General features: G+C 59.1%; 21 protein-coding genes and 2 pseudogenes. 15 read left to right on the top strand and 8 right to left on the bottom strand.

Annotated elements, in window-relative coordinates; genetic code table 11:
- The first annotated feature begins 160 nt into the window (after positions 1-160).
- The 3 genes from BDO18943_RS33400 to BDO18943_RS33390 all read left to right on the top strand — a co-directional run bounded on the left by BDO18943_RS33400 (position 161) and on the right by BDO18943_RS33390 (position 4,917).
- The gene (locus BDO18943_RS33400; RefSeq protein WP_011353316.1) at positions 161-1,450 is read left to right on the top strand and encodes a dicarboxylate/amino acid:cation symporter; all 1,290 of its coding nucleotides are present in this window, start codon (positions 161-163) and stop codon (positions 1,448-1,450) included.
- A gap of 4 nt (positions 1,451-1,454) precedes the next feature.
- The gene (locus BDO18943_RS33395; protein WP_175025636.1) at positions 1,455-3,467 is read left to right on the top strand and encodes a sensor histidine kinase; all 2,013 of its coding nucleotides are present in this window, start codon (positions 1,455-1,457) and stop codon (positions 3,465-3,467) included.
- Between the two features lie 94 nt (positions 3,468-3,561).
- Positions 3,562-4,917: a sigma-54-dependent transcriptional regulator gene (locus BDO18943_RS33390; RefSeq protein ID WP_043187179.1), complete on the top strand. Its 1,356-nt coding sequence runs from the start codon at positions 3,562-3,564 to the stop codon at positions 4,915-4,917.
- Between the two features lie 96 nt (positions 4,918-5,013).
- On the opposite strand, the gene BDO18943_RS33385 is transcribed toward BDO18943_RS33390, so the two are convergent.
- Positions 5,014-5,550 carry a TlpA disulfide reductase family protein gene (locus BDO18943_RS33385; RefSeq protein WP_166965148.1) on the bottom strand — a complete coding sequence of 179 codons (537 nt, stop codon included), beginning with the start codon at positions 5,548-5,550 and terminating at the stop codon, positions 5,014-5,016.
- Positions 5,551-5,710: 160 nt separating this feature from the next.
- On the opposite strand from BDO18943_RS33385, the gene BDO18943_RS33380 reads away from it, so the two are divergent.
- The gene (locus BDO18943_RS33380) at positions 5,711-6,283 is read left to right on the top strand and encodes a hypothetical protein (RefSeq protein WP_175025635.1); all 573 of its coding nucleotides are present in this window, start codon (positions 5,711-5,713) and stop codon (positions 6,281-6,283) included.
- A 333-nt stretch (positions 6,284-6,616) separates the two neighbouring features.
- Here the strand turns inward: BDO18943_RS33380 and BDO18943_RS33375 are convergent.
- A pseudogene (locus tag BDO18943_RS33375) lies at positions 6,617-7,216 on the bottom strand (ATP-binding protein); the annotation flags it as partial.
- A gap of 90 nt (positions 7,217-7,306) precedes the next feature.
- Between BDO18943_RS33375 and BDO18943_RS33370 the strand changes: the two are divergent.
- From BDO18943_RS33370 to BDO18943_RS33350, 5 genes are all read left to right on the top strand, one after another.
- Positions 7,307-8,443, top strand: coding sequence for a tyrosine-type recombinase/integrase (locus BDO18943_RS33370; protein ID WP_175025634.1), 1,137 nt, complete (start codon positions 7,307-7,309; stop codon positions 8,441-8,443).
- Positions 8,440-10,125, top strand: a complete 1,686-nt coding sequence (locus BDO18943_RS33365; protein ID WP_175025633.1) for a hypothetical protein — start codon at positions 8,440-8,442, stop codon at positions 10,123-10,125. The genes BDO18943_RS33370 and BDO18943_RS33365 overlap by 4 nt, the downstream gene beginning before the upstream one ends.
- A gap of 2 nt (positions 10,126-10,127) precedes the next feature.
- Entirely contained in the window at positions 10,128-11,930 is a 1,803-nt protein-coding gene (locus BDO18943_RS43180) for a site-specific integrase (protein WP_407649941.1), read from the top strand.
- The gene (locus BDO18943_RS33355) at positions 11,911-12,327 is read left to right on the top strand and encodes a hypothetical protein (RefSeq protein WP_146606243.1); all 417 of its coding nucleotides are present in this window, start codon (positions 11,911-11,913) and stop codon (positions 12,325-12,327) included. The genes BDO18943_RS43180 and BDO18943_RS33355 overlap by 20 nt, the downstream gene beginning before the upstream one ends.
- A gap of 65 nt (positions 12,328-12,392) precedes the next feature.
- Positions 12,393-13,055, top strand: a complete 663-nt coding sequence (locus tag BDO18943_RS33350) for a hypothetical protein (RefSeq protein WP_175025631.1) — start codon at positions 12,393-12,395, stop codon at positions 13,053-13,055.
- 28 nt (positions 13,056-13,083) lie between these two features.
- On the opposite strand, the gene BDO18943_RS33345 is transcribed toward BDO18943_RS33350, so the two are convergent.
- Together BDO18943_RS33345 and BDO18943_RS33340 are read right to left on the bottom strand one after the other, a co-directional pair.
- On the bottom strand, positions 13,084-14,148 hold the full coding sequence (locus BDO18943_RS33345; RefSeq protein ID WP_175025630.1) for a sensor histidine kinase: 1,065 nt from the start codon (positions 14,146-14,148) through the stop codon (positions 13,084-13,086).
- Between the two features lie 96 nt (positions 14,149-14,244).
- Entirely contained in the window at positions 14,245-14,739 is a 495-nt protein-coding gene (locus BDO18943_RS33340) for a 3'-5' exonuclease family protein (RefSeq protein WP_175025629.1), read from the bottom strand.
- Between the two features lie 647 nt (positions 14,740-15,386).
- Between BDO18943_RS33340 and BDO18943_RS33335 the strand changes: the two genes are divergently transcribed.
- Complete coding sequence (locus tag BDO18943_RS33335; protein ID WP_175025628.1) at positions 15,387-16,148, top strand: hypothetical protein; 762 nt, start codon at positions 15,387-15,389, stop codon at positions 16,146-16,148.
- On the opposite strand, the gene BDO18943_RS33330 is transcribed toward BDO18943_RS33335, so the two are convergent.
- Positions 16,142-17,248: a helix-turn-helix domain-containing protein gene (locus BDO18943_RS33330; protein WP_235996257.1), complete on the bottom strand. Its 1,107-nt coding sequence runs from the start codon at positions 17,246-17,248 to the stop codon at positions 16,142-16,144. The genes BDO18943_RS33335 and BDO18943_RS33330 overlap by 7 nt on opposite strands.
- A gap of 310 nt (positions 17,249-17,558) precedes the next feature.
- Here BDO18943_RS33330 and BDO18943_RS33325 point away from each other — a divergent pair, with 310 nt between their 5' ends.
- The 4 genes from BDO18943_RS33325 (at position 17,559) to BDO18943_RS33310 (ending at position 21,257) form a co-directional block, all read left to right on the top strand.
- Entirely contained in the window at positions 17,559-17,753 is a 195-nt protein-coding gene (locus BDO18943_RS33325) for a type II toxin-antitoxin system Phd/YefM family antitoxin (RefSeq protein WP_105855466.1), read from the top strand.
- A gap of 78 nt (positions 17,754-17,831) precedes the next feature.
- The gene (locus tag BDO18943_RS33320) at positions 17,832-19,025 is read left to right on the top strand and encodes a PP2C family protein-serine/threonine phosphatase (protein ID WP_175025627.1); all 1,194 of its coding nucleotides are present in this window, start codon (positions 17,832-17,834) and stop codon (positions 19,023-19,025) included.
- Between the two features lie 64 nt (positions 19,026-19,089).
- Positions 19,090-20,118, top strand: a complete 1,029-nt coding sequence (locus BDO18943_RS33315) for a protein kinase domain-containing protein (protein WP_175025626.1) — start codon at positions 19,090-19,092, stop codon at positions 20,116-20,118.
- On the top strand, positions 20,115-21,257 hold the full coding sequence (locus BDO18943_RS33310; RefSeq protein WP_210771959.1) for a serine/threonine-protein kinase: 1,143 nt from the start codon (positions 20,115-20,117) through the stop codon (positions 21,255-21,257). The genes BDO18943_RS33315 and BDO18943_RS33310 overlap by 4 nt, the downstream gene beginning before the upstream one ends.
- A gap of 104 nt (positions 21,258-21,361) precedes the next feature.
- On the opposite strand, the gene BDO18943_RS33305 is transcribed toward BDO18943_RS33310, so the two are convergent.
- The 3 genes and pseudogenes from BDO18943_RS33305 to BDO18943_RS33295 all read right to left on the bottom strand — a co-directional run bounded on the left by BDO18943_RS33305 (position 21,362) and on the right by BDO18943_RS33295 (position 23,576).
- Complete coding sequence (locus BDO18943_RS33305) at positions 21,362-21,607, bottom strand: helix-turn-helix domain-containing protein (RefSeq protein WP_105778828.1); 246 nt, start codon at positions 21,605-21,607, stop codon at positions 21,362-21,364.
- Between the two features lie 307 nt (positions 21,608-21,914).
- Positions 21,915-22,952: pseudogene (locus BDO18943_RS33300) on the bottom strand (YifB family Mg chelatase-like AAA ATPase); the annotation flags it as partial.
- Positions 22,953-23,324: 372 nt separating this feature from the next.
- Positions 23,325-23,576, bottom strand: a complete 252-nt coding sequence (locus tag BDO18943_RS33295; protein WP_006489451.1) for an accessory factor UbiK family protein — start codon at positions 23,574-23,576, stop codon at positions 23,325-23,327.
- A gap of 355 nt (positions 23,577-23,931) precedes the next feature.
- On the opposite strand from BDO18943_RS33295, the gene BDO18943_RS33290 reads away from it, so the two are divergent.
- A complete protein-coding gene (locus BDO18943_RS33290) occupies positions 23,932-24,270 on the top strand; it encodes a P-II family nitrogen regulator (protein ID WP_027789049.1) in 339 nt (112 codons plus the stop codon).
- The last annotated feature ends 193 nt before the right edge of the window (positions 24,271-24,463 follow it).

Genomic DNA, 24,463 nt, shown 5'->3' with positions numbered 1-24,463 from the left:
AGGAGACAATCGATGACCACTGCCTTCCTTCCCCTCCGGACGTCCTGAGGCATCGCTTGTTGCGGCACGGCAGCCGCGCGGGCGAAAGATTCTTCCCCTGACATTCGTCCGCGCGCGTGACGCCGTTTCCATCGGCTCATCTACTTCAGCAGGAACCATCGTGAAGAAGAAACCCTTCTACAAAGTGCTCTATGTGCAGGTGATCTTCGCCATCATCGTCGGCGTGATCCTCGGCCACTACTACCCGGCGCTCGCCACCGACATGAAGCCGCTCGGCGACGGGTTCATCAAGCTGATCAAGATGGTGATCGGCCCGATCATCTTCTGTACGGTCGTCACCGGCATCGCCGGCATGGAGGACATGAAGAAGGTGGGCCGCGTCGGCGGCAAGGCGCTGCTGTACTTCGAGATCGTGTCGACCTTCGCGCTGCTGCTCGGCCTCGCGGCGACGCACATCCTGCGTCCGGGCGTCGGCTTCAACATCGATCCGGCGACGCTCGACGGCAAGGCCGTCGCGTCGTATGCGGCGAAGGCACACGGGCAGTCGACGGTCGACTTCCTGATGCACATCATCCCGAACACGATGGTCGATGCGTTCGCGCAGGGCGAGATCCTGCAGATCCTGCTGATCGCACTGCTGTTCGGCAGCGTGCTTGCGCACCTCGGCGAGCGCGGCAAGGTGGTGACGGACTTCATCGACGGGCTCACGCGCGTGCTGTTCGGCATCGTGCACATCGTCACGAAGCTGGCACCGATCGGCGCGTTCGGCGCGATGGCGTTCACGATCGGCAAGTACGGCGTCGGCTCGCTGGTGCCGCTGCTCAAGCTGATCGGCACGTTCTATCTGACGTCGGTGGTGTTCGTGCTGGTGGTGCTCGGTACGATCGCGCGCTTCACGGGCTTCTCGATCATCCGCTTCGTGTCGTACATCAAGGAAGAGCTGCTGATCGTGCTGGGCACGAGCTCGTCGGAAGCCGCGCTGCCGCAGCTGATGGAAAAGCTCGAGAAGGCCGGTTGCTCGCGTTCGGTCGTCGGCCTCGTCGTGCCGACCGGCTATTCGTTCAACCTCGACGGCACCAACATCTACATGACGATGGCCGTGCTGTTCATCGCGCAGGCGACCAACATCGAACTGACGTGGATGCAGCAGCTCACGCTGCTGGCCGTCGCGATGCTGACGTCGAAGGGCGCGAGCGGCGTCACGGGCGCGGGCTTCATCACGCTCGCCGCGACGCTCGCCGTCGTGCCGACGATCCCGCTGTCGGGCATGGTGCTGATCCTCGGCATCGACCGCTTCATGAGCGAATGCCGCGCGCTGACCAACATCGTCGGCAACGGCGTCGCGACGGTCGTCGTGTCGGCCTGGGAGAAGGAGCTCGACCGCAACAAGCTGCGCCAGGCGCTGACGGGCGGCGGCGAGGTCACGACGACCGAGACGGCTGGCGTCTGACACCATGAACGAGCAGGCGGCGGCACCGCCCGCCGGCGGCGCGGCCCGCGGCGGCCAGGGCGACGAGGCGGAGGCCTATGACACAATAGGCGATCCGCATCGCCAGGAAGCCTCGACCGTGACGCGCCGCCTGCTCATTCTCGTCGTGCTTGCCGCCGTGCTCGCCGCGGCGTGCACGCTGACGTGGACGATCACCTGGCGGCGAGGCGTCGCGGAGCTGCAGCGCAACGCCGCAGTGCGCGTCGACCGCACCACCAACGCGCTCAAGAGCACACTCGACCGCTACGAATCGCTGCCCTATCTGCTCGGCAGCCATCCGTACGTGCAGGACCTGCTCGCCGAGCCGAAGCGCGCCGACTACACCGCGCGCGTCAACCGCTATCTCGAAGACCTCAACGAACACGCGCACGCGACCGTCACCTACGTGATCGGCGCGGACGGCCTGTGCGTCGCCGCGAGCAACTGGCGCGCGCCCGAAAGCTTCGTCGGGATCGAATACCGCTTCCGCCCGTATTTTCTCGACGCGATGAACGGGCAGGTCGGCCGCTTCTTCGGGATCGGCACGATCTCGCGCGATCCCGGCTACTACATCTCGCAGCCCGTGTGGCGCGACGGCAGGATCGCGGGCGTCGTCGTCGTGAAGCTCAACCTCGAATGGTTCCAGGGCGCCGATGCGTCCGAGCCGCTCGTCGTCGCGGACGATCACGGCGTCGTGTTCCTGTCGTCGGTGCCCGCGTGGAAGTACCACACGCTGCGGCCGCTGACGGGGCCCGTCGCCGCGTCGATCTACGAGACGCGCCAGTACGCGCAGCAGCCCGTCACGCCGCTGCCGCTGCGCATCGAACAGGTGCTCGGCCCCGATGCGGAGATCGTGCGCCTCGGCCCCGGCCTGCGTGCGCCGCGCTTCCTCGCGAGCAAGCGGCGGATCGGCGAGCCCGACTGGCTGCTCGTCACGCTCGCGCCGGTCGCCCCCGTCGACGCCGATGCGCGCAACGCGACGATCGTCACGGGCTTCGGCTTCGTGTCGGTCGCGCTGCTCGCGTTCTACTGGCGGATGCGCCGCGCGCGGGTGCGCGAAATGATCCGCGGCCGCGCGCTGCTGCAGCAGGCGTACGCGGAGCTGAACCGGCGCGTCGAGGAGCGCACGGCCGACCTGTCGGAAGCGAACGAGCAATTGCAGAAGGAGGTCGGCGACCGGATCCGCGCGGAGCAGGAACTGCGCGCCGCGCACGACGAACTGATCCAGGCGAGCAAGCTCGCCGCGCTCGGCCAGATGGCGGCCGGCATCACGCACGAACTGAACCAGCCGCTCGCGGCGCTGCGCAGCTTCTCGGACAACACGCGCGTGCTGCTCGATCGCGGCGAGCAGGGCGCCGCGCGCGAGAACCTCGAGGCGATCGCCGCGCTCACCGAGCGGATGGGCAAGATCACGAACCAGCTGAAGCTGTTCGTCGGCCGCGCGAAGCCGCGCAACGAGCAGGCGCTCGTCGTGCGTGCGCTGCGCAGCGTGTTGTCGCTGCTCGACGAGCGGCTGCGCGGCGTCGCGCTCACGCTGACGCTGCAGGACGCGACCGTGTCGCCCGCCCAGGATGCGCCGCTCGACCTGGCGCGCGACTATCCCGAACTCGTCGCCCGTTGCGAGGATCTGCGTCTCGAACAGGTGCTGATCAACCTGCTCGGCAACGCGCTCGACGCGGTGGCCGGCGTTGCGGCGCCGGCGATCGAAGTGACGATCGCGGTGTCGGCGGCCACGCTCGCGGTCGAGGTGCGCGACAACGGCTGCGGCATTGCGCCGGACCTGCTGCCGCGCCTGTTCGAGCCGTTCTTCACGACCAAGGAAATGGGGCGCGGGCTCGGGCTCGGCCTGGCGATCTCGTCGTCGATCGCGAGCGACGCGGGCGGTGCGCTGACCGCGCGCAACGCGCCGTCGGGCGGCGCGCTGTTCGTCTTGACGCTGCGGCGCACGCGCACGCATCATCCGGACTCCGTGTCCGAGCCGGCGGGCACGCCGCGCTAGGCGCGCCCCGCCGCCCGCCCGATCGGCGCACGATCGGTATCAACGACGCCGCGCGCGCTGCCGCCGCGCGGCCCGTCAGGAGCAAGTGAGTACGATGGCCAACCGGCTGCAAGTGATCTATATCGAAGACGATGCGCTCGTTCGCCGGGCAAGCGTGCAGAGCCTTCAGCTGGCGGGGTTCGACGTCGCCGGCTTCGAGTCGGCCGAAGCGGCCGAGAAGGCGATCGTCGCGGATACCGCCGGCGCGATCGTCAGCGACATCCGGCTGCCTGGCGCGAGCGGGCTCGACGTGCTCGCGCAGTGCCGCGAGCGCGTGCCCGACGTGCCCGTGATCCTCGTCACGGGGCACGGCGACATCTCGATGGCCGTGCAGGCGATGCGCGACGGCGCGTACGACTTCATCGAAAAACCATTCGCGGCCGAGCGCCTGATCGAGACGGTGCGCCGCGCACTCGAGCGGCGCGAGCTCGTGCTCGAGAACCACGCGCTGCGGCGCGAGCTGGCCGGGCAGAACGTCGTCGCGCCGCGCATCATTGGCCGCAGCCCCGCGATCGAGCAGGTGCGCAAGCTGATCGCGAACGTCGCGCCGACCGATGCGTCGGTGCTGATCAACGGCGACACGGGCGCCGGCAAGGAGCTGATCGCGCGCAGCCTGCACGAGCTGTCGCCGCGCCGCGACAAACCGTTCATCGCGGTGAATTGCGGCGCGCTGCCCGAGCCGATGTTCGAGTCGGAGATGTTCGGCTACGAGCCCGGTGCGTTCACCGGTGCCGCGAAGCGCCGGGTCGGCAAGCTCGAATACGCGTCGGGCGGTACGCTGTTTCTCGACGAAATCGAAAGCATGCCGCTCGCGCTGCAGGTGAAGCTGCTGCGCGTGCTGCAGGACGGCGTGCTGGAGCGGCTCGGCTCGAACCAGCCGATCCGCGTGAACTGCCGCGTGGTGGCGGCTGCGAAGGGCGACATGAGCGAGCTCGTCGCGGCCGGCACGTTCCGGCGTGACCTGCTGTACCGCCTCAACGTCGTGACGATCGCGCTGCCGCCGCTTGCCGAGCGCCGCGAGGACATCGTGCCGCTGTTCGAGCATTTCATGCTCGATGCGGCCGTACGTTACGCGCGGCCCGCGCCGGTGCTGACCGACCGGCAGCGCGCGAGCCTGATGCAGCGCGACTGGCCCGGCAACGTGCGCGAACTGCGCAACGCGGCCGACCGCTTCGTGCTCGGCGTGGCCGACATGCCGCAGGAGACGGGCGCGGGCGGCGACGAAGCCGACAACGAGCAGACGCTGAAGGAGCGCATCGAGCAATTCGAACGCGCGGTGATCGCCGAGGCGTTGAACCAGACGGGCGGCGCGGTTGCCGCGACGGCCGACCGGCTGCATGTCGGCAAGGCGACGCTGTACGAGAAGATGAAGCGCTACGGGTTGTCGGCGAAAGGCGAAACCGAGCGCTGAAAAGCAGACGGACCGCGGAACCGGGTTGCCCGGTCGTGCGGTCCGTCGTGCGGAGAAGGGCGCGGTGCGCGGCCCTTCGAGCCGGATCGGCGGCGCTCAGGCCGCGTTGCTGCCGAGTGCCTTCTTGAGCAGTGCGTCGAGTTCTGCGAACTGAGGTGCGCCGACGTAGCGCTTCAGGATCTTGCCGTCCTTGTCGACGACGAAGGTCGTCGGCGTGAGCTGCACGTTGCCGAACTGCTTCGCGACGCTGCCGTCGTCGAGCGCGACCTTGAACGGCAACTGGCGCGTCTGCGCATAGTTCGCGACGTACATCGGCGGATCGTAGTTCATCGCGACCGCGACGAATTCCAGACCCTGGCCCTTGAAGCGATTGTAGGTATCGACCATCTGCGGCATTTCCTGCATGCAGGTCGCGCAGCTCGTCGCCCAGAAGTTCACGAGATAGACCTTGCCTTTCAGATCGCCTGCAGTCGAGACCTTCTGGCCCGACAGCAGCGTGAACGTGGCGTCCGGCACGCTGGACTTGCCGTTGAATGCGAAGAAGCCGGCGACGGCGATCGCCGCGACGACGACGGCGGCGACGATGTAGCGGACGGGGCCGGCGCTGCGCCGGGCGGGAGGCGTGGTGTTCATCTGGTGCTCTCGGAGTCGGTCGATGACGCGGATCAATGCAAAGGACATCGAAATTCGGCGCTCATTTTAGCGCGAATGCGGCGCGCGCACCGGCGGCGGCCACACATCCCGGAATCCACGTTCGGCGGATAATGCCCGTTTTGCCTGCCCGACCCACGCCATGCCGAAGGAAGTCACCGTTTCGTTGTGCCCCCTTTTTCGTCCGCTGCGACACTTCGCCGCGCTCGCGTGCGTGAGCGTTGCGCTGGCCGCGTGCTCGCCGTCGTACGACTGGCGCACGCTGCACAACGATGCCGGCTACACGATCGACCTGCCGGCGAAGCCGACCGTCGAGAATCAGCCGGTGGCGATCGGCGGCGCATCGATGCCGATGCGGATGCAGGCCGCGCACGTTGACGGCGCGGTGTTCGCGGTCGGCACGCTCACGCTGCCGGACGACCGTGACGACACGCGCCGTGCGGCGCTCGAGTTCCTGCGCGCCGGGCTGTCCCGCAACCTCGAAGGCGCGCCGCAGACGGCTGCGGTGCCCGTGCCGCTCGCGGCCGGCGGTGCGGTGAACGGGCTCGAGCTGCGCATCGCCGGCGCGGCCGCCGGCGGCGATCGCGCGCACAAGACGATCGTCGCGCGGCTCGTCACGCGCGGCCGGCACGCGTACCAGGCGGTCGTGATTGCCGACGGGCCGCTCACGCAGGAGCAGCTCGACCAGTTTTTCGGGTCTTTCAAACTCGACTGACGGCGGCCGGCGAGGGCGCTCAGACACTCTGTGACAACTGAAAGTTCATTCGCAGCTTTCGGCGCTAGTCGTCGGATTTTGCGGGGTTTTTTCGGCTATCCACAGCGCATGTGGATAACTTTGTTGAAAAGTTGCCCGAATTTCCCGCTGAGCCACGCCAGACGGCCTTTCGGCCCGTTTGGCGGATCGCTCGCGTTTTGAGAAAAATCAATCAAAACAATGGGATACGGATTCCGTGCCGCAAAGGTCTCGCCGAGCCGGGATCCGGGGCCGGATTCGCGAAATTGTGCATAAGTCAAGTCTTGACAGCCGGATTTTGTCCTCCGAGAGCGCTCAGAGCGCCGTCAGCGCGCGTCGGTAGCGGATCGCTTCGGCGATCTGCGCGGCCGTCGGCAGCGGGTCGCCGGCCAGGTCGGCGATCGTCCGCGCGACTTTCAGCACGCGGTAATACGCGCGCGCCGACCAGCCGAAGCGCTCGCCGGCCTCGCGCAGCAGCCGTTCGCCTTCGTTGGTCGGGCGGCACAGGTCGTCCGTCTCGCGACCGCTCAGCATGTGATTCGTCTTGCCCTGCCGATTGAGTTGCAGCGCACGCGCCTGCGCGACCCGTGCCGCCACCGCGGCGCTCGGCTCGCCGGGCGCCGTTACGCGCGTCGCCAGTTCGGCCGGCGACAGCGCGGGCAGGTCGATCTGGATGTCGATGCGGTCGACGAGCGGCCCAGACAGCTTACGCAGGTAGCGCGCGGCGACGTCCGGCGAGCAGCGGCAGCGCCCGGACGGATCGCCGTGCCAGCCGCACGGGCAGGGGTTCATCGCGGCGATCAACTGGCACGCGGCCGGGAAGTCGGCTTGCTGAGCCGCGCGCGAGATCGTGATGCGGCCGGCCTCCAGCGGCTCGCGCAGCATTTCGAGCACGTGCCGGTCGAATTCCGGGATTAGGTGAAGTCGGTTGTCTGTATGTTTTATTTCTCCAGATACACGAGCAGAGTATTTGATGGCGATGCATCGTTATCGTGGGAGCTTCATATGCAGGAAGAAATTTTCCGCCTTGTATCACTTCGCCCGAACGTCTACGGGACTTGGCGCGAGCTCTGTAACGCGGCCGGTGTGACTGCATTCGAACATGTCCTGTGCCGCTATTCACCTCTCCCAACATTAAGAGCCGTGGTGGATTCCTTCGGGATACCGGTCTGGGCACCCACCTTGTTTCTTGCGCGATGCGCCATTACAAGTCGCGGAGTCACAGACGACACCGCTCGGACCTATGGCGAAAGCCTTCTTTCATGGCTGCGCTACGTCTCCGCGGTCGGTCTGACTTTGGATGAGGCCAGCGAGGAATTGCTTCAACTGTTTCGGGCCGAACTCTGCCATTCTCGCGGCTACGGACGGAATTCAACATCAACCGCAACTGCCAACCTTCGTGTGGCTGTTGTGATCCAATTTCATAAGTGGTGCCAAAACAATGGATATCCGTCTCCGTTGGGCGCCTATTTGTTGTCCCCGAACGCATGCGGTAGAAGGCTGTCTCCTCGTGTGGTTCGCCGTCATCCGCGGCTATTGGGGCCTGACGAGCTTCGGGGATTGTTCAGCCTTGTACGACACCCGTACAAGCTTGCATTCCGTTGGGCACTAGTCACGGGCCTTCGCCGATTCGAACTGGCGATTCTTCGGTGCTCGGCACTTCCGCGACCTGAGACTCTTCCATTTCAGGAAGATGGACTGGCAAAAGTACAGATCAGCAGAAAAGGCGGCAGAGAACTTACGGTGTACGTGCCAACATCGCTCATCGAGGAAACTCAGTGGTACGTAATAACTGATCGATATGAACCTGATCCTGGGTTTGAAGACTACGTTTTTCTGGGTCAAAACGGCCGCCCTCTTTCTCGTCGTTCACTTTCGGGAGAATTTAGACGATGTGCCACCTTGATCGGCACCGATGCCACATTACATCATTTGCGTCACACATATGCCGTAAATGTGCTCCGCTTTTTGGACCGCATCAGTGTCGGCCAAATAGGTGAAGCGAGGAACTCGCTTAAAACACTGCAGGTGCTTATGGGGCACGCGCATAGCGAAACAACCGAGCTATATTTGCGCGCAATGGACGTTACCAATAATGCTGTCGTCAGCGCTCTTGAGTACCTTTACGGAGCATCAGCATGAGATTGAGGCGCGAGAAGGCGCACTTGTGCGATAGCTTGGTCGGCGAGGACGGGGAAGTCGTCGTGAGGTTCGATCTTTCCGCACTTGATGTCTCGCCCGCAATGGCATCCGCATTTCTGCGGGCGCATGCTGCTGAGTACGGACACACAGCCATCGAGACGCAGAAGCAGGCCCATCGTTGCATAAGGAAGCTGATCCTCTGTCTGCAAGAACAGAAGATCCATCGAAAGTTGCCGCTCCCAGAATCAATTGCGGAGTTGTTTCATGAGTGGATCGGGAGGGCTGATTTGAGGGAGTCGACCGCGCAAAGTCATCAACAGACAGCGTTCACCATTCTCCGCTGGTGCGCACGCAACGTGCCTGGAATAGTGCCGCAGAATGCATGTCTCGTAGCTGCACCCTTTATACGAGAGGCGCCGGTTCCTAGGTTGAAAATCGAAGTGTCCACGATTCGCAATGTGCTGGCGGCCTGTTATGCAGAGATCGAAGTCACAGAATCACGCTTGATGACCAGTCGGAAATTGATGGTCGCTGGTGACAGAGGAGACTTGTTGCATCAACTCTTTGTGCAGACAGTCGGTGACTTGCTGAGAATTGGCCAAGGTCAAATCCCGGGGCAACAGGTTGTTAACCGGAGCGGTCTTGCTCTAGCTGGCCGTGTTGCACAACTCGGCGGCCTGATGAGAATCATCAAGGACCTTTTCGTGACGATCGAAGACGTTTTGCCATTTTACTTGGCGATACTAATTCAAACGGGCGGGAATCCAATGTCGATTAGAATGATTCAAGTCGACTGTATCAATGCTCATCCTCTGCGGGACGATCTTGAATGTCTGAGTTGGTATAAGCCACGGGCGCATTGCGAACAGCGTGTAGATTTTCCCACTCGTAAAGAGTGGTCTGCACCCAATCTCATACGTAGGTTGACGGCTCTCAACAAAGAGATCCGGCCGCACGCGAGCATCGCTGAACGAAACTGCGTTTTTCTTGCGCGGGGAGTCAGAAGTCACGAGCCCAGAGTCCCGAGCGTGCAGTCTCTTCATAATTACCTTTCCGATTTCTTGCGCCGTCATAAATTGCCGGAGTTTGATTTCAAAGACTTACGTCCAGCTTCTGCTTGGGCACACTATCGACAGGCTGGGACCATCGACGTAGCCAGACGTAGGCTAAACCATGCGGATGCACGCACGACTGCCCTATACACGCATGCGGACAGTATTGGACTGTCACATCATCGAGTTATTGCAGAGTTTCAGGGGAAGCTGGTTAGGCACGCCCGGAGCGGCGATCGTTCACCTATGAAGGATAGCGATGCAAATTTTCGGAGCGAGAATGCCGCCGATACTGTATTTGGTTTTGAGTGTCGCGATCCGTTCGCAGGACTCGATGGAACGTCGCCAATAGGGAGTCGCTGTTTGAACTTCACACGTTGTAGCACCTGCCCGGGTTCACTTGTGCCACTGGATGACCCTCGCGTAGTCGCGCGACTGCTCGCTGCGAAACAAGCAATTGAAAACGCCAGAGACCAGGCGGTGCGACTCGGCCGGACGAAAAGGTATCAATTACTTTACGCGGATACACTATCGATTATCACGGAAACAATCTTGCCCGCCGTCTCGAAAGCGGTTTTATCTAAGGCGCAGCAATTGGCGCAATCGACATACATCCCTCGCTTGGAATAGACATGGATACGAGTATTGCTGATGCAGGGCGAATAGTATGGCGTATTAAGGCAAGCAGACTGCAGCCCGACGGTGATCTCACGATCTCTTGGGGGGACGTGATTCCTGCACGTGTTGGAACGAAACATCAGCGACATGTTCTTCTGAGCTCGGCAAAAGCGCTTTACCTCTTGATGTATGGACCGACGAACCCGAGACGTAAGTCGTACAGCCCCACCACGCTCTGTCAGGGTTTCAGCAGGTTGAGGATGATCGTACGATGGATGGTTGCGAGGAACTTATGGCGTTTTTCGGATATCGATGCGGACCACCTTTTGGAGTTCTTTCACGGAATCAAGCCACGTGGTTCTTCGCCGTGCGAAACTACCGTCAACCGCTGGATCTATGAGTTCAGTCTCATGTGGGAACTCAGAGGAAAGTACCCGTATCCGATCCGCGTCGATATCGCTTTGTTAGAGAATGAGATACGAACACGGGTGAGGACGCGGCCTGCTCGGCCATGGTCTGCGCTGGACGACGATGTGGCCTTCGCTCTGATAAGAGACGGTCTAACCTGGCTCGATCAATTCGGGATCTTCGTGCAGGAGGTTGTGCACGATGCGTGGAAGGAAAGCGAGAGGTCAGTGGGGCTAAGACGCTGGGAACGCAGGAAGCGGTCGAAGACGTTCTACAGTATGGTCGCCACCGACCCTCGATATCTGAAACTGTGTGACGCACTGACCATTACGGCTCCTGTGCCTCAGACGCTTGGTCTAGCCCTCTCCGTTACAGAGGGTGCGTGCGTCTTCTTGTTGCTCGTTCTCGTTGGATTTCGCGCCAGTGAACTGATAGCACTGAATGTTGATTGTCTTGCTACGGACGGCGTAGACAAAGATTTTCCCCTGGTCTATCTCAACGGCCCTGCTGCAAAGAAACGAGGAGCGATGCGACGATGGGTGGCCGGTGACCCCGTTCCAAGAATTGTGGAGTACTTAGCGAGGCTGACGTCGTTTCGGATTTCGGGAAATCGTAGATCTGAAGCATTGTTAGTGCAGCGACCTACAGGTGCTCCTATGTTCATGCATGGTCGGCGGCTACGGCGATGGACGCCGACTGCGCTAATGAGGCGGCTTAGAATGTTTGCGGCAGCAGGCGTTAGAGCGGACGCCGTGCAGGCTGCATCGATCCATCCACATATGTTGAGGAAGACATTCGCGCAACTTGCAGTGAAGCGTGACAAAAGCCGCTTGGAATCAGTCGCCGCACAGCTCGGGCATGCGTATCGGTCGTTTACAGACGATTGCTATGTGAGGCCGGATCACGAACTTTTCCGGCTGCTTAAGGAGCAAGATAGGCTAGAGCTAGCCCGGGGCCTGGAGCAGCTTCTGACGTGCAATAGCCTTGGAGGTAAGGCGGCATCTGCAATTGAACGTATCCGAAGTCAGGCGGCGGAATTCCGGGGGAGGAAGAGTCTTACAGCGCTGGTTAGCAATTTGATTGATAAAGGGGTGCAGCTTGCGCCATGTGACTGGGGATATTGCGTGTACTCCAAAGTGCATTCTGCGTGCCGAGGCGACGATCGCGGGCCAAATGAGATCTATCGCTCACCTGACGTTTGCGGAGGATGCCGGAACTTCGTAGTTACGGCCGAACATCGATCCTGGTGGGAAGCGCGTGTGCGTGACGAAGAAGCATTTTTGGCCCGTCCTGGATTGCCGGAGCAAACGAGGCTGCTTGTAGACGGACGGTTAAGAACATCACGAAATGTGCTTGCGCAACTTGTCAAGAAATCCCAATTGGTGACGAATGATGACGGATGTCAGTGATCACGCCGATAGGACATCGGATTTGACCGTTTCGGAGCGAGTGCGGGCGGCGCTTTTGCTATTCGAAGGAGCGGGAGCCTCTCAGAAGCTTTCCGTCAGCAGGATCTGTCGGGCGGCCGGCGTGAATCGGGCAAATCTCTATGCTAACCATCGCGATCTTGTTGAAGAAATCCTAAGGTCTTCACTAGATGCCTCTGCCGCGCCGGATGCGACGCACAAGAAGAAGCGCCGGCAGCAGTCAAAGATCTTAGCTGCGCGCTTGAAAGATGTCGAAACTAAATACCATGCGTTAATGATCGTGTGCATCGAACAACAAGCAGAGATCTCGGCGCTGCGCGTGCGACTGAGCTCATCACCGCCGAACAGCAGCCCGGCAGCGCGCGAGCGTAGTGTTTGATTAATCTTGCAAGTCGAAAGGCCTTGCTGATTAAAAGATAAAAATATCTTATTGGAAACTGAGCGATGTACGTCTTGCTAGCTATCTTCTTTCCAGCAATATCCGCGGCATTTATCATTGACCTGCGTCGAAATCGTGCCGACGTGATTGCGGTAATCACATTTGTGTTTTGGCTAACTTCGGTAGTTACACCAATACTGACGGAGACGGCGATCGCGCTTGGGGCGATCGGTTCGGATGGAGTGCCGCTTACCGAATTTGGCTCATTCCTGAAAAACACACTGCTCAAGCATTCTTATGATTTGTTGGGTGGCATAGGATTTTATATTGCGATCTTCTCGATGGTGGTTGTGCCTCAAGCTGCAACCTTCATTTGTTGCGGAGTTTTTGGGTGCGCCGTGACCCCCAAATTCATCTCGGCAGCATACAACGTTGTTGTTTGGGGTGCCGCGAAAACGTTCACGATCGCTGGGGGCGTCTTGATGTCATTTACAACATACGCACATTTCTTTCACCCGGACTGGATCATTTTCGACGGCGTCCATCCTACGACAAGTAAAATGCTTGTATCGTTCTCGCTCGGCGCTGCAGCATTTTCAGGTGCTTTAATGTGTCTATGGGTAGGATTTGGTTGGCAATCTGCTGTTGAGAGACTTGCTGGAGTGAGAGTGGGGAAGATGTTTGCCAGAATTAAAGAGTTTGCTGTCCGATATCAATATGAGAACTAGCGCGCATAGTTTTGTAATCGGAGGGACGTCATTCCCTCCCCCATTCAACTATTTCAACGCCCGGCAATTGCTCGCGACCGAACTCGATGACGCCGGCAGATGCTTTCGACACGATGACAACAATTCGCTTCCCCGTCTGTTGTGCCGAGTAAACGATTCCTCCAAGCGGTGTCCAGTCGCTGTAGCTTATGTATTCTGGGGCAACTATGTAGATGCAATCGCAAGAGTCGTATGACTTGAACGAAAAGCGTGAAGAGCGAAGATTATGAATGTCGATGTTTACAGTGCAGGGATTGGTTGTTTCGAGTTCCCAAGCATTGGCGACAAGCGGAAGGTATACGAGATTTCCGGTCCCAGATTGATTGGTCGACGAAATCGTGGGTAGCCTTAGTGTGTTGCGCAATGCACGGTAAGCAGCTCGTCCGCCTCGACCATGAGAATGTTCGATCAATGTGTTCGGATCAAAGTGCTTTCCGTCATCCTCGATAACAATCTCTCGCGATTGAAGTTTAATCGTAATGCTTTTGGCCCCTGCGTGTTCGAAGGCGTTTTTTGCATATTCGATTAGAAAGTCTCTTATTGAATCTGCAAACGATTTTCCCCAAACGTCCTCAATGTAACAGTGAACAATAGCCTGTCCGATAATTTGATTGATGCGATTGTCGGCGGCTAACTTCAGGCATTCAACTGCTATCCCTATGTTGACTAATTCTGGATGTCTAGAGAGTCGTACGCCTGGGTGGCGTTGCCGGATCTGCGCTTTTCGTTCCGCAATCTCACGCCACTTCTTTAGCATCTGCGTCGAATAGGTCACCTCATCAGTGTCTATCAAGGTTCCGTGGTGACGACAACACCATAGTCCGTTTTCAATGGACGATCGTTGTTCCGGCGTTAGCGAGGCATCATATCGTCTCGAGCCCTTCCCGCTGGATGCCGCTGATATGTGTGCGGCAGTACCAGTGTTTGACGTTGCATCTTCGCTTTCGTCGCTTGGTCCAATGGTTTCTGCGTCGCAGCCCGGAAATGAGCAGCGATATCCGGCTCGTTCTGCAAGGGCTCGTTTAACCGAGCTCGAAAATTCATCGCGTGCCAATTTTTCTCCGATCAAAATAAGAAAATTTGATCAATAGATATTAAAGTAACAATTGATCTAACGTCGATGGTGTCGACATTCAGAAAGGGGCCCTGTCTAGCGGGTTAACGTTTTCTTGTGGTCCATCCACGCAAGCCAGGCACGCCGGTAGGCTCGCGCGTCTACTAGTGCATGGTGCTCCCGGGCATCCAGTTGAAAATACGCATCTACCGCAGAATGGTAGACGGCCGTGTCGATCAGCGGACGTAGATCATAGTACTGGTCGGCAAGGTTTTCGGGGCGGGGCGTACCGAGGAGGTCAAGCAGGAATCCCCAATCCTTTTGAGAGTCACATGCGACCTTTGCAAAGCGCGGTGCATCTGCGAACCACGTACGTAGTGTTGAGCGGGCTTCTACAAGAGGCGTGCCGGGCCCAGTGAGCAGCGGTAGGACCTGCTGCTTTACGAATTCGGTGCAATCATCATGCTGCCATGTGTCACTCAGTTCGGCATAAAATTCCCGCTTGCCGTCTTCGGCTACGAGGGCGAGACTGATGAGTTTCGGCTGCAGCTGACCAAAGCCTGTGTATTCGGTATCTAGAAATAGCAGCATGTTGGGGAACTCCGATGCCGATGCTTTGATGCCGAGTCCGTACGGACCTGAGGCGTTTTGGGCTAGTGCTATCCCTAAGATGGTTCTCCTTGCAATGTACGTCTCGCATGGAGTACGTCGAGATTGTAGATGGCGCCGCTGCGACCAGATCGCTCTTCACCATTGTCCGACAAACTTGATTTAGTGCTGTATTAGCGCTCCGTGCGGCAGATGGCCTCCCGTGCATGCGTGCAAGGCGAGCCCGGCTATTTCTTGTCGTCGAGTCGTTGGACCAGGCGGCTCAGCAAGGCAACCGCATTGCGTGGTGCGGTGTCAACTTGCTTGGGGGGAAATAGCAACTCAAGCGCCACTATGCGATCGAACGCGGCAACTATCTTGACGAAAGTTGCAAGTGAATCGCACTCCCCAAGTTCAAAGCGCTTGTATGTTCGAAGCGGAACCTGGCACTGGATAGCAAACTCTTGTTGGGAGAGTTGTAGATTCCGGCGTTCCGCGCGAACGCGATCCGCAATGCGTGCGCAAATCTCCTCAGCAGTGGAGCTTCTCGCATTTTCAAAGCTTGGCATCGACATGTGGATTGAGGGAAAGTGCCAGAATTGGCACCAAATCTGTGGATAACTTGGCCTTTCCAGGAAAGGGGGCAGATCTTGGTGCCGCTGAACGCTATAATGCGGTCAGATTCTTTCGGTGGCAATGGATGGGTGTCCGTAATCCCGCTCATTTGCCGCGACAGCGGCAACTATCTTATTGAGGGTGGTATCGGGCAAATGGATGATGGCATTGAGCAAGAACCGCGGTTGTTGCTGGTCGACACCAACTGCTTTTTGCGGATTTACCATTCCTCGTTGCGTCCGTTTCTCGGGACCGATGTTGGCGGATATCGAATCTTGACTTTGGGCTCTTTGCTTGAAGAATTTCGTCAAAGTCCGCGGTTGGGGCGCGAATATGCATGGGTGGCGGCAGATCTGGCCGCCGAAGAAGTGAATGGGGCTTTGCCCGACCTGCCGGATCACGATCGGGAGGACGTCGCAATGGAGGTCAGGCAGCTCAGGCCGTACGCTAAGGCGTATCTCGAGAGGCACTGCGCGCGCGAGGGGATTCCGCCCAAGAGCCTATCCTCACGTGATCTTGAGCTTCTTGCGACTGCTGCGGTATTTGAGGCCGTAATTGCCAGCGATGAGTGGCCTCTCAAGCTCATCGTCGAGGATCTGACGTCCGAAGACGATTACCAGATCGAAATCATCACCAGCCTTCATGTGCTGCACATGTTGGAACAGGCCGGTTGTTTCGATGCGAGTGAGCGGAGGAACACGGTTACGTCGTGGCTGCGCTGCGACGAAAAATTGCCTCGAGCCTGGCGCGAGTTGTATCAGCAATTATTCGGCGAGCTCGCGCCGACGCTTCAGTGAGAGCAGTGAGTTACCAAGTAGCGGGAGAGTTCGACTGCGTCCTCCAAGCTCATATTGAGCGCGGCCGCGATAAACGACGGTGACCGTCCCCCTTCATGCTGTTGCCAACGAGCAATTGCCTGAAAAATCGGCGTGCCGAAGACTCTCTCGCATTCACACACGTAAGCGGCGAGGTTGAGCTTTTCAGCTCCAAAGAGAGCATGCCCGACTGTTGGGACAGTGGTGCGGTTTGCATTCCAGTGTTCCCAGAACTCATCGGTCTCAAGTCCTGACGGTGCGACACCTTGCAGCCTCGCGACACGATCAATTTGTCGGATGACCGTAACAATTGAGATGTCGTGTGCTTGTGCGTAATAGCGAGCTCGCTCCATTGGTGAAGGGCTTGAGCAAATGTCCGAAAGCGCAGCCTCGGCTGCCGCATGTGGAAACAGCAGCTCCTGGGCAAAGCGCTCAGCAAACGCCTCGCCGTCATCTCCCTGGAGAGCGTGCAGGGTATAGCAATGTGCAAGCTCATGCGCGAGCCAGTAGTTGAAATCGTCGTTTCGCGCATTCAAGCTAAATACGACGCACGAAGTCTTCGATTCTGGCAAATAAACGCTCAATGCATTTTCATGGCCAGACTTGCCTTCACCCCATAAGACTGGCACGAGAATGGAGCCGAATGCGCGATGAAGGTCGATTAATTGCTCTCTGGTGAGTGGAGCAACTTCAGATATACCGATGCGCTGTCTCGTCTGTTGAGCAGCTCGACGAATATAGTCCTCATCCAGTGAGGGAGACTGGAGTACCGGCGGCGAAAATAGACTCCCACTTTGAGTGAACGGCACCAATTCTCGCAAATGGCTTGCGACTTCTGCGGCTGCTTCAAGTGCCGGGCCGCTAGCGGGACGATTCTTCTTTGTGCGGTAAGCCACAACCGGCGACGGCAACACGCCCTCGCCGGCTGTTAATACGTCGATCTCAAGCCCCAGCGTCTCCGACAGAGCTCGAAGCTTCTTCGGGCGCGGAATGGACTCGCCTGACAACCAATTTGAAACGGCTTCCTTGCTGACCCCACACTGCTCCGCAACGGCGGCTTGTGTGAGGCCAAGTTCGGCCATTTTGGCTTGAACGGATCTGAGATTGAGCATAGTCGGCGGATGGTAGCGAACCAAGCAGCGGCCGTCAAGTTTTGTCAAGTTCTACGTTAGCAAAAGCACACTCGAATATCCAGCGAAAATTTAGGTCTCGACCGTGTCGGGCGCGGCGGTCCGATATTTTGAGGGTGTCTGCTCTGCCCTCCCCGTCAGCCGAGGGCGCTGGCGCGCCGGGCGAACGGGGGATGTGCCGAAATCGAGTGAGCTGGCAGATATTGTTGCTTTTTGGCCATTTTGGCCATAATGTGAGTGGAAAATTTTGCTGGGTGAAGTCATGCAAACATTGTCGGCAAAAGATGCCAAGTACAATTTTGGCCGCCTCATCGACACGGCTAGGGCGCAGCCGGTTATGGTTGAGAAGCACGGACGTCCGGTGGTGGTCGTCCTGTCGGTCGAGGAATATGTGAGGTTGAAGACACTTGACGTGGAGGGCGCTCCGGAGAGTGGCATTTCCGGATCTGACTCTTGACGTGACGCAACTAGTACCACGGCTGGTGTTTTGTTACCTATATCACCAGCGTTATGGCCTCATCTATTAAAAATTACGATGAATAGACCAATCGAAGACCTTCGTCGCGCACTATCCGGGGCAGCAGGTCCAGAGCTGCTAGCCGAGATTTTGTACGCGGATTGGAGTACTCCAATCGCGAGGAAAATAGAGGCACTGGATGTCGCGATCGGTGTCCATCCTGGCAGTCAACGCGCACGCAATGAAGACCGGGCCGGCGTTGCTCATGTGAAGTCGCTGTGTGGCCAGGGTTTCGCTGTCGCCCTAGTTTGCGATGGAGTTGGTGGATCTGAGATGGGCGATGCGGCCGCTGCGATTGCGCTGGCAACGTGCATTGGTGACCTTGCGGAGGTTTCTCAAGCTACGCCCGTCCGAGATCTGTTGCCTCAACTCGTCCGCAATATGGACGATGTGGTGCGGCGAGCGCTTGCCGGAAAGGGGGCGACTACAGCAAGTATTCTGCTAGCCTCCTCAAGGGGAGACATTGCGGCAGCCAACATTGGTGATAGTCGCCTCTTTGCGTGGGATCAAGGTGAGCAGCAGCTTCGACAAGTGAGCGTCGATGACACCTTGGAGAATGAGTTGCGAAATCTGCGCGGAGCAGACATCTCTGCTCTCAATGAGCGGGGGTTGCAAGGGAGTTTGTCGCAGGCAATTGGTGAGGCGGGTCGCTCTTCTGCGGACTTGCGTATCGTCGTGTTTGGGCGTAATGAATTCACAAGGGGCGCTGTTATTGCGTCTGACGGTGCATGGAAAGCCGCGCCAGAGGGGTTTGCAGCAATAGTGAGGAATGCCCCGTCGGCATCAGACTTGGTCCGCCGTGTAATCACATCTGCGTTCTGGATGGGCGGGATCGACAACGTATCAGTTGTCGCCATTCAAGATGTCGAGCAATTTATAGCTCTGGCCTCAAGCTACGGAGTTGGCGGATACCCCCGTAATCGGATAACTTTCTGGTTCGCTGACACAAAGCTTGTTCTGACAGATGTCTATGGTCGTCAGCGAGCGGAACCGAGGATGCAAGAAAAGGCCGGAGTGGGCGAGCCTGCTCCCCAACCTGAAAAAAAGGGGGGGAGAAGATCGTCCGGAAAGAATAAGAAAAAGAGCTCAGTTGAAAATAGTCCGAACCCGCAGCTTGACCTTGAGGTTGGGGAGAAGGCTAACGAGCAGTACAACGAGGCGAGACCAAAAATTGTAGTTTCGACTGACGACGATTCGCCAAAGTCGGAATAAATATAACTACGGGGTTGATTATATTATGCTTCCGTCGCGCTATAAACCTCTTACAGGCACCGTAATGCCCGGTGGTTTCGGGAGTGTTCAAAAGGTGCGGGATTCATATCTCGATCGCACGGTGTTGTTTAAGTCGATGCAGGACGAAAGTAACAACGATCAGCTGCTTAACGAGATTCGGGGGCTGTCTCGAGCACGATCGCGTCATGTAGTGGAAATATACGACGTGATAACGTCGAAAAGTGGGGGTGTGCGAGGTATTATCATCGAGTATCTTGGTGGGGATGGGTATACCGATTTTCATCTGAAAGCAAAAGATGATCCGTACTTGTACATAAAAATCCTATATCAAATTGGATGTGCTCTGAGGGATTTGCATGCGGTCGGCATCATTCATCGAGACCTCAAGCTGGATAATATTAAAAGCTCCGAGTCGGGTGTTCTGAAATTATTTGATTTTGGTATCTCTGTCTCGGGTGTTGATTACAACACCAAGATGAATAGGGGGACTCTCGTCTACGCAGCCCCGGAGCTTTACGTCCCCCACGCCAAAATTACCCCAGAGATGGACATATATGCCCTCGGCGTTTGTGCGTGGGCATTGGCGTCTGATACATATCCGCGCGAGCTACGTGAGCGCCCGCCTCAAGAATCGGCCCTTGCTCCTTCGATTGAAACGGCGCTCCCGGGTCTTCTTCATACGGAAATCATTCGAATGATTGATGCATGCTTGGAACCTGATCCGAGTTTGCGACCGGATGCAGATGAGTTCAGCAAAGTTTTTGCTCGCCATTTGACTAGGGGAAGGCACAAGGGGCTGTTTACGGAGGGGAATCGAGAGGTTTTTGAGTTGTCGCATGCAAAACCCAATGTGACCATAACAGTTGGCTCGTTGGGTACGTTGAAGGCGAATTATGACGGATTGGCCTTCATGGTGACTGACGTTTCCGGACACGTTTATATAAATAATGACCCGGCCGTTGTGGGGATGATATTGCACGAGTCGTGCGTATTGACTTACGGTAGCCCAGACCTCGGATCGAATAGGCAGTGGGTGACATTCACGTCGTCACAACCGGAGGTAATCCTGTGAGTAAATTTGCACCTGGTGCAGTACTGATAGACCGGTACGAGATCAAAGGATTTCATGCGGCCGGTGGTATGCAGGAAGTTTATCGTTGCTACGATCGAGCTTTAGATCGCCATGTGGCGTTGAAGACGCCGAAGGATGGCGTGAAGGATCGTCGATTTAGGCGCGGGGCCGAAATGGGAGCGCGCGTCGTTCATACGAACGTGGCCTCGACGTTTGATTATTACGAGGACGAAAGACTCACTTTCCTGGTCGAAGAATTCATCGAGGGTGTGGATCTCGGGCGGAGGCTCTCGAATGAATTCATGTTTTTGGACCCGGCGTTGGCGGCACATGTTGTTCATCACATTGCGCGGGCGATACACGAGGCGCATCGAGTTGGGATTTGTCATCGAGACCTTAAGCCAAGCAACATTATGACCTCGGGTGATCCAAGCTTGAGTTCGATCAAGTTGACGGATTTTGGTATCGCAAAGCTCGCGGAATCGGAGATTGCTGCCGAGATGGAGCTTTTTGATAGAGACGAATCGACGTTGACTTCGTCCAACACGCTGCTCGGCGCGGTGCCATATATGGCGCCAGAATGCTGGGAAGACTGGAAGTCGGCTGGACAGCCTATGGATATTTGGGCGCTGGGGTGCATTGCGTACCAGCTTCTCGTCGGAGAGCCACCATTCGGGTATGGGCGCATGGCGATTCGGAATGTCGCGATGCTCTCAGTCAAGGGCATCACGTTGAAAGAACCCTCGTGGTTCGGCGGGCACAAGGCTACCGAGGCGTTGGAGACCGATCTCTGGAAGATTATTGAGCGCTGCATTCAGGTGGACCCGGAAGCGCGTCCCAAAGCTCAAGAGGTTGTTCGTGCATGTGACGATCTCTTATACGCCGTTGCGACACGTCGAACTGGAGTCATTCAGAAATACAAAATGCAGTATCTGGATGGTGGCAGCGGAAGCTATGGCTATATCACCGATGATGCCACTAAGGGCGAATTTTTCTTCCACAAAACGGGGTACTTTGGGGCGAATAAGATCAAAGTTGGTCGACCTGTTTCGTTCAGCGTGTATCCCGGCAAGCCTAAGGCTCGAGCATCCCCTGTCTTAGAACTCCGGGAGCCTGAGCAAGACGCTGAAAACTTGTGATGCTGCAATTGGTCGGTTGTCGCAACATGGGCAAGAGCCCGAGGCATTCATTCGCCGACGAATGTGAAGGTCCGGTCATCTTTGAATGGCTGGACCGTGCCAGTTCATAATTGAGCGCTTCTGAGCAGATCAGACGGCTTGCATTCTAGAGCGTGGGCAATGCGTACTACGTTGAGCAAGCTAACGTTGCGCTCGCCTCGCTCTATTTTCCCCATGTGGCTACGATCGATGCCAGCCAGATCAGCCAACGCTTCTTGCGAGAGAGCTAGCTGCTTTCTTGTCGATCGAATGGCCAAGCCCAGCCTCACAAGGTGTTCGGCGTATTCAGGTGAGGACGATACCCTTTGCATAGGGCGATCGTCCATTTATCATCTGTTTAAGGCCACGGTATTTACGACCCATTTCGGCGCGTTTGCGCGTTGGCCGGTAGGAGGCGGGAGATGCAAACGTGGGAAGGTCAACCCAATTCGGAACAAGTGCTGCTGCGGCTACCGAAGGGGATGGTGGATGCCCTGATTCGACAATCGGCCGAGCTCTCGATGAGACGATTGGAGAAAGTAACCATTCAAGGCCTCATCAAAGAAGTCATGGGCAGTTACTTGCAGAGGCCGCTGACTGAGGTGGGCGGGGTGGACAGACAGGAGCCCAATACCTAAGGGGCAGTTCGTCGAGGAACAGCACGCCGAGGTGCGCGAGCGTGATCTCGCCCGGTTGCGGCGGGTTGCGGCCGCCGACCAGCGCGGCGGCGCTCGACGAGTGATGCGGTGCGCGGAACGGCCGCCGGCGCCACTGCGCGGGCGAGAAGCCGAGGCGGCTCGCCGACAGGAGCGCGGCCGAGGTCAGCGCTTCGTCGTCGGTCAGCGGCGGCAGGAGGCCCGGCAGCCGTGCGGCCAGCATTGACTTGCCGGCCCCCGGCGGCCCGACCATCAGCATGTGATGGCCGCCCGCGGCCGCGACTTCCAGCGCGCGGCGGGCGCCGCGCTGGCCGACCACATCGGCGAGATCGGGGGCGGCGGGCATCGGCAGGCCGTCGAGGCACGGCGCCGCGACCGGTGTGAGCCGGGCGTCCGGCGCACCGGCGAGGTGCGCGCACAGCGCGGGCAGGTCCGGCGCGCCGAACACGGTGACGCCCGGCACGAGCGCGGCCTCGGCGGCGCTGGCGAGCGGCAGGTACAGCTCGGGGGCACTCGACAGGGCGGCGGCGCTCGAATCCGGACCCGACACCCCGCCACCGTGGCCCGAATCGGAAAGGGCGCCGGAGCGCAAACCGGAAGCTGCGCCGATTTCCGCAGCCTGCCAGTCCCGCGCCACCCCGCACGCCATCGCGAACGCGCCGCGCATCGGCCGCAGCGCGCCCGTCAGCGACAGCTCGCCCGCGAATTCGCGGCCGGCCAGCGCGTCGGCCGGGATCTGGCCGTTCGCGGCGAGGATGCCGAGCGCGATCGGCAGGTCGAACCGCCCCGACTCTTTCGGCAGGTCGGCCGGCGCGAGGTTGACGGTGATGCGGCGCACGGGGAATTCGAAGCCGCAGTTCTGCAGCGCGGCACGGACGCGCTCGCGGCTTTCGCGGACTTCGAGATCGGGCAGGCCGACGATCGAAAACGACGGCAACCCGTTGGCGAGATGGACTTCGACGGTGACGTCCGGCGCGCGGCCGGAGGCGGGCGCGCGACTGCGCACCACGGCGAGCGACATGGCGAGGCTCCTGTAAACAAGACGGACGGGCGACGGCCGTTCGGGGCCGCATGCCGCGGGAATCGGAGAATCGGTGCGCGCTTGCCGGCGTGGCGCGGGGAAAGAACGAGGGACTGCGGAACGACGGACAGCGAAGAGCGGGGTGCAGCGAAGAGCGAGGGACAGCGAAGAGCGAGGGACAGCGAAGAGCGAGGGACAGCGAAGAGCGAGGGACAGCGAAGAGCGAGGAACAGCGAAGAGCGGGGGTACTGCGGAGAACGACGGACGACGAAGAGCGGGGGCGACTTCAGTACTTCAGTTCAGTACTTCGGGGGCGGCGGGCGCGGGCCGCACGAGGCGGCCCGCGCCCGGACCTTGCGGCCGGGTGGGGCGTCAGGCTTGCGGCGCGGCGAGTTTTTGCTCGAGTTCCGCGACGCGTTTCTCGAGTTCCTCGAGGCGCACGCGGGTGCGGGCGAGCACCTGGGCCTGCGTGTCGAATTCCTCGCGCGTGACGAGATCGAGTTTCGAGAAGCCTTGCGACAGCATGGCCTTCACGTTGCGCTCGACGTCCTTGGCCGGCGAGTTTTTCAGCAGATCGCTGACGCGCGACTGCAGATCGTTGAAAACGTCGCTGGGTTGCTTCATGTGATTCCCCTTCCTTGCACAAAAAATGTGCATCTTCAGTTGCGTACGTGCCCATGATGCACGCATGACCGGAAATGGTGCGCCCGGAGCGCGAATTCCGGGCATGGCGCCCGCATGGGTGAATGCCCCGGTGATCCGGGACGTGCGTGCACTCTAGCAACGATCCTTTCGCCGCGCCAGCAAACCGGGCCATGTTGACCATTCGGCCGGGCTTCCGCACCTTACATCACGGGATGCGACCCCTTGATGAAGCCCTTTGAAACGGTGCTCGGGCCAACATGGCATGCGAGTTGCTGAGAAGAGTCCGTTACAACATTCCAACCAATTCGACGGGACAACCCAGCGAGAGGACTTCATGAAACTCATTACCGCAATCATCAAGCCGTTCAAGCTCGATGAGACGCGCGAGGCGCTGTCGGCCCTCGGCGTCTCAGGCATCACGGTGACGGAGGTGAAAGGGTTCGGGCGCCAGAAGGGGCATACCGAGCTGTACCGCGGCGCCGAATACGTGGTCGATTTCCTGCCGAAGATGAAGATCGAGGCCGCCGTGTCCGACGATCTCGTCGACCAGGCGGTCGAGGCGATCGAGCGGGCCGCGCGCACCGGCAAGATCGGCGACGGCAAGATCTTCGTCACGGCGATCGAACAGGTGATCCGGATTCGCACCGGGGAGACCGGCGCAGACGCGCTGTAACAGAACAGACAAGACAAGCGACAAGAGGAAACCCAAGATGCGCAAACTTCTGATGTCCCTGCTGATGGCCGGCTCGCTGATCGCGGCCGGCGTCGGCTCCGCGCTCGCCGACGACGCGGCATCCGCCGCGGCTGCGTCCGCGCCCGCCGCAACGGCTTCCGATGCCTCGGCTGCCGCCGCGCCGGTCGCTTCG

This window comes from Burkholderia aenigmatica, from assembly GCF_902499175.1.
GTDB classification, from domain to species: Bacteria; Pseudomonadota; Gammaproteobacteria; order Burkholderiales; family Burkholderiaceae; genus Burkholderia; species Burkholderia aenigmatica.
The sequence above is the reverse complement of the archived record's forward strand: the minus strand, read 5'-3'. Positions and strand labels throughout refer to the sequence as shown.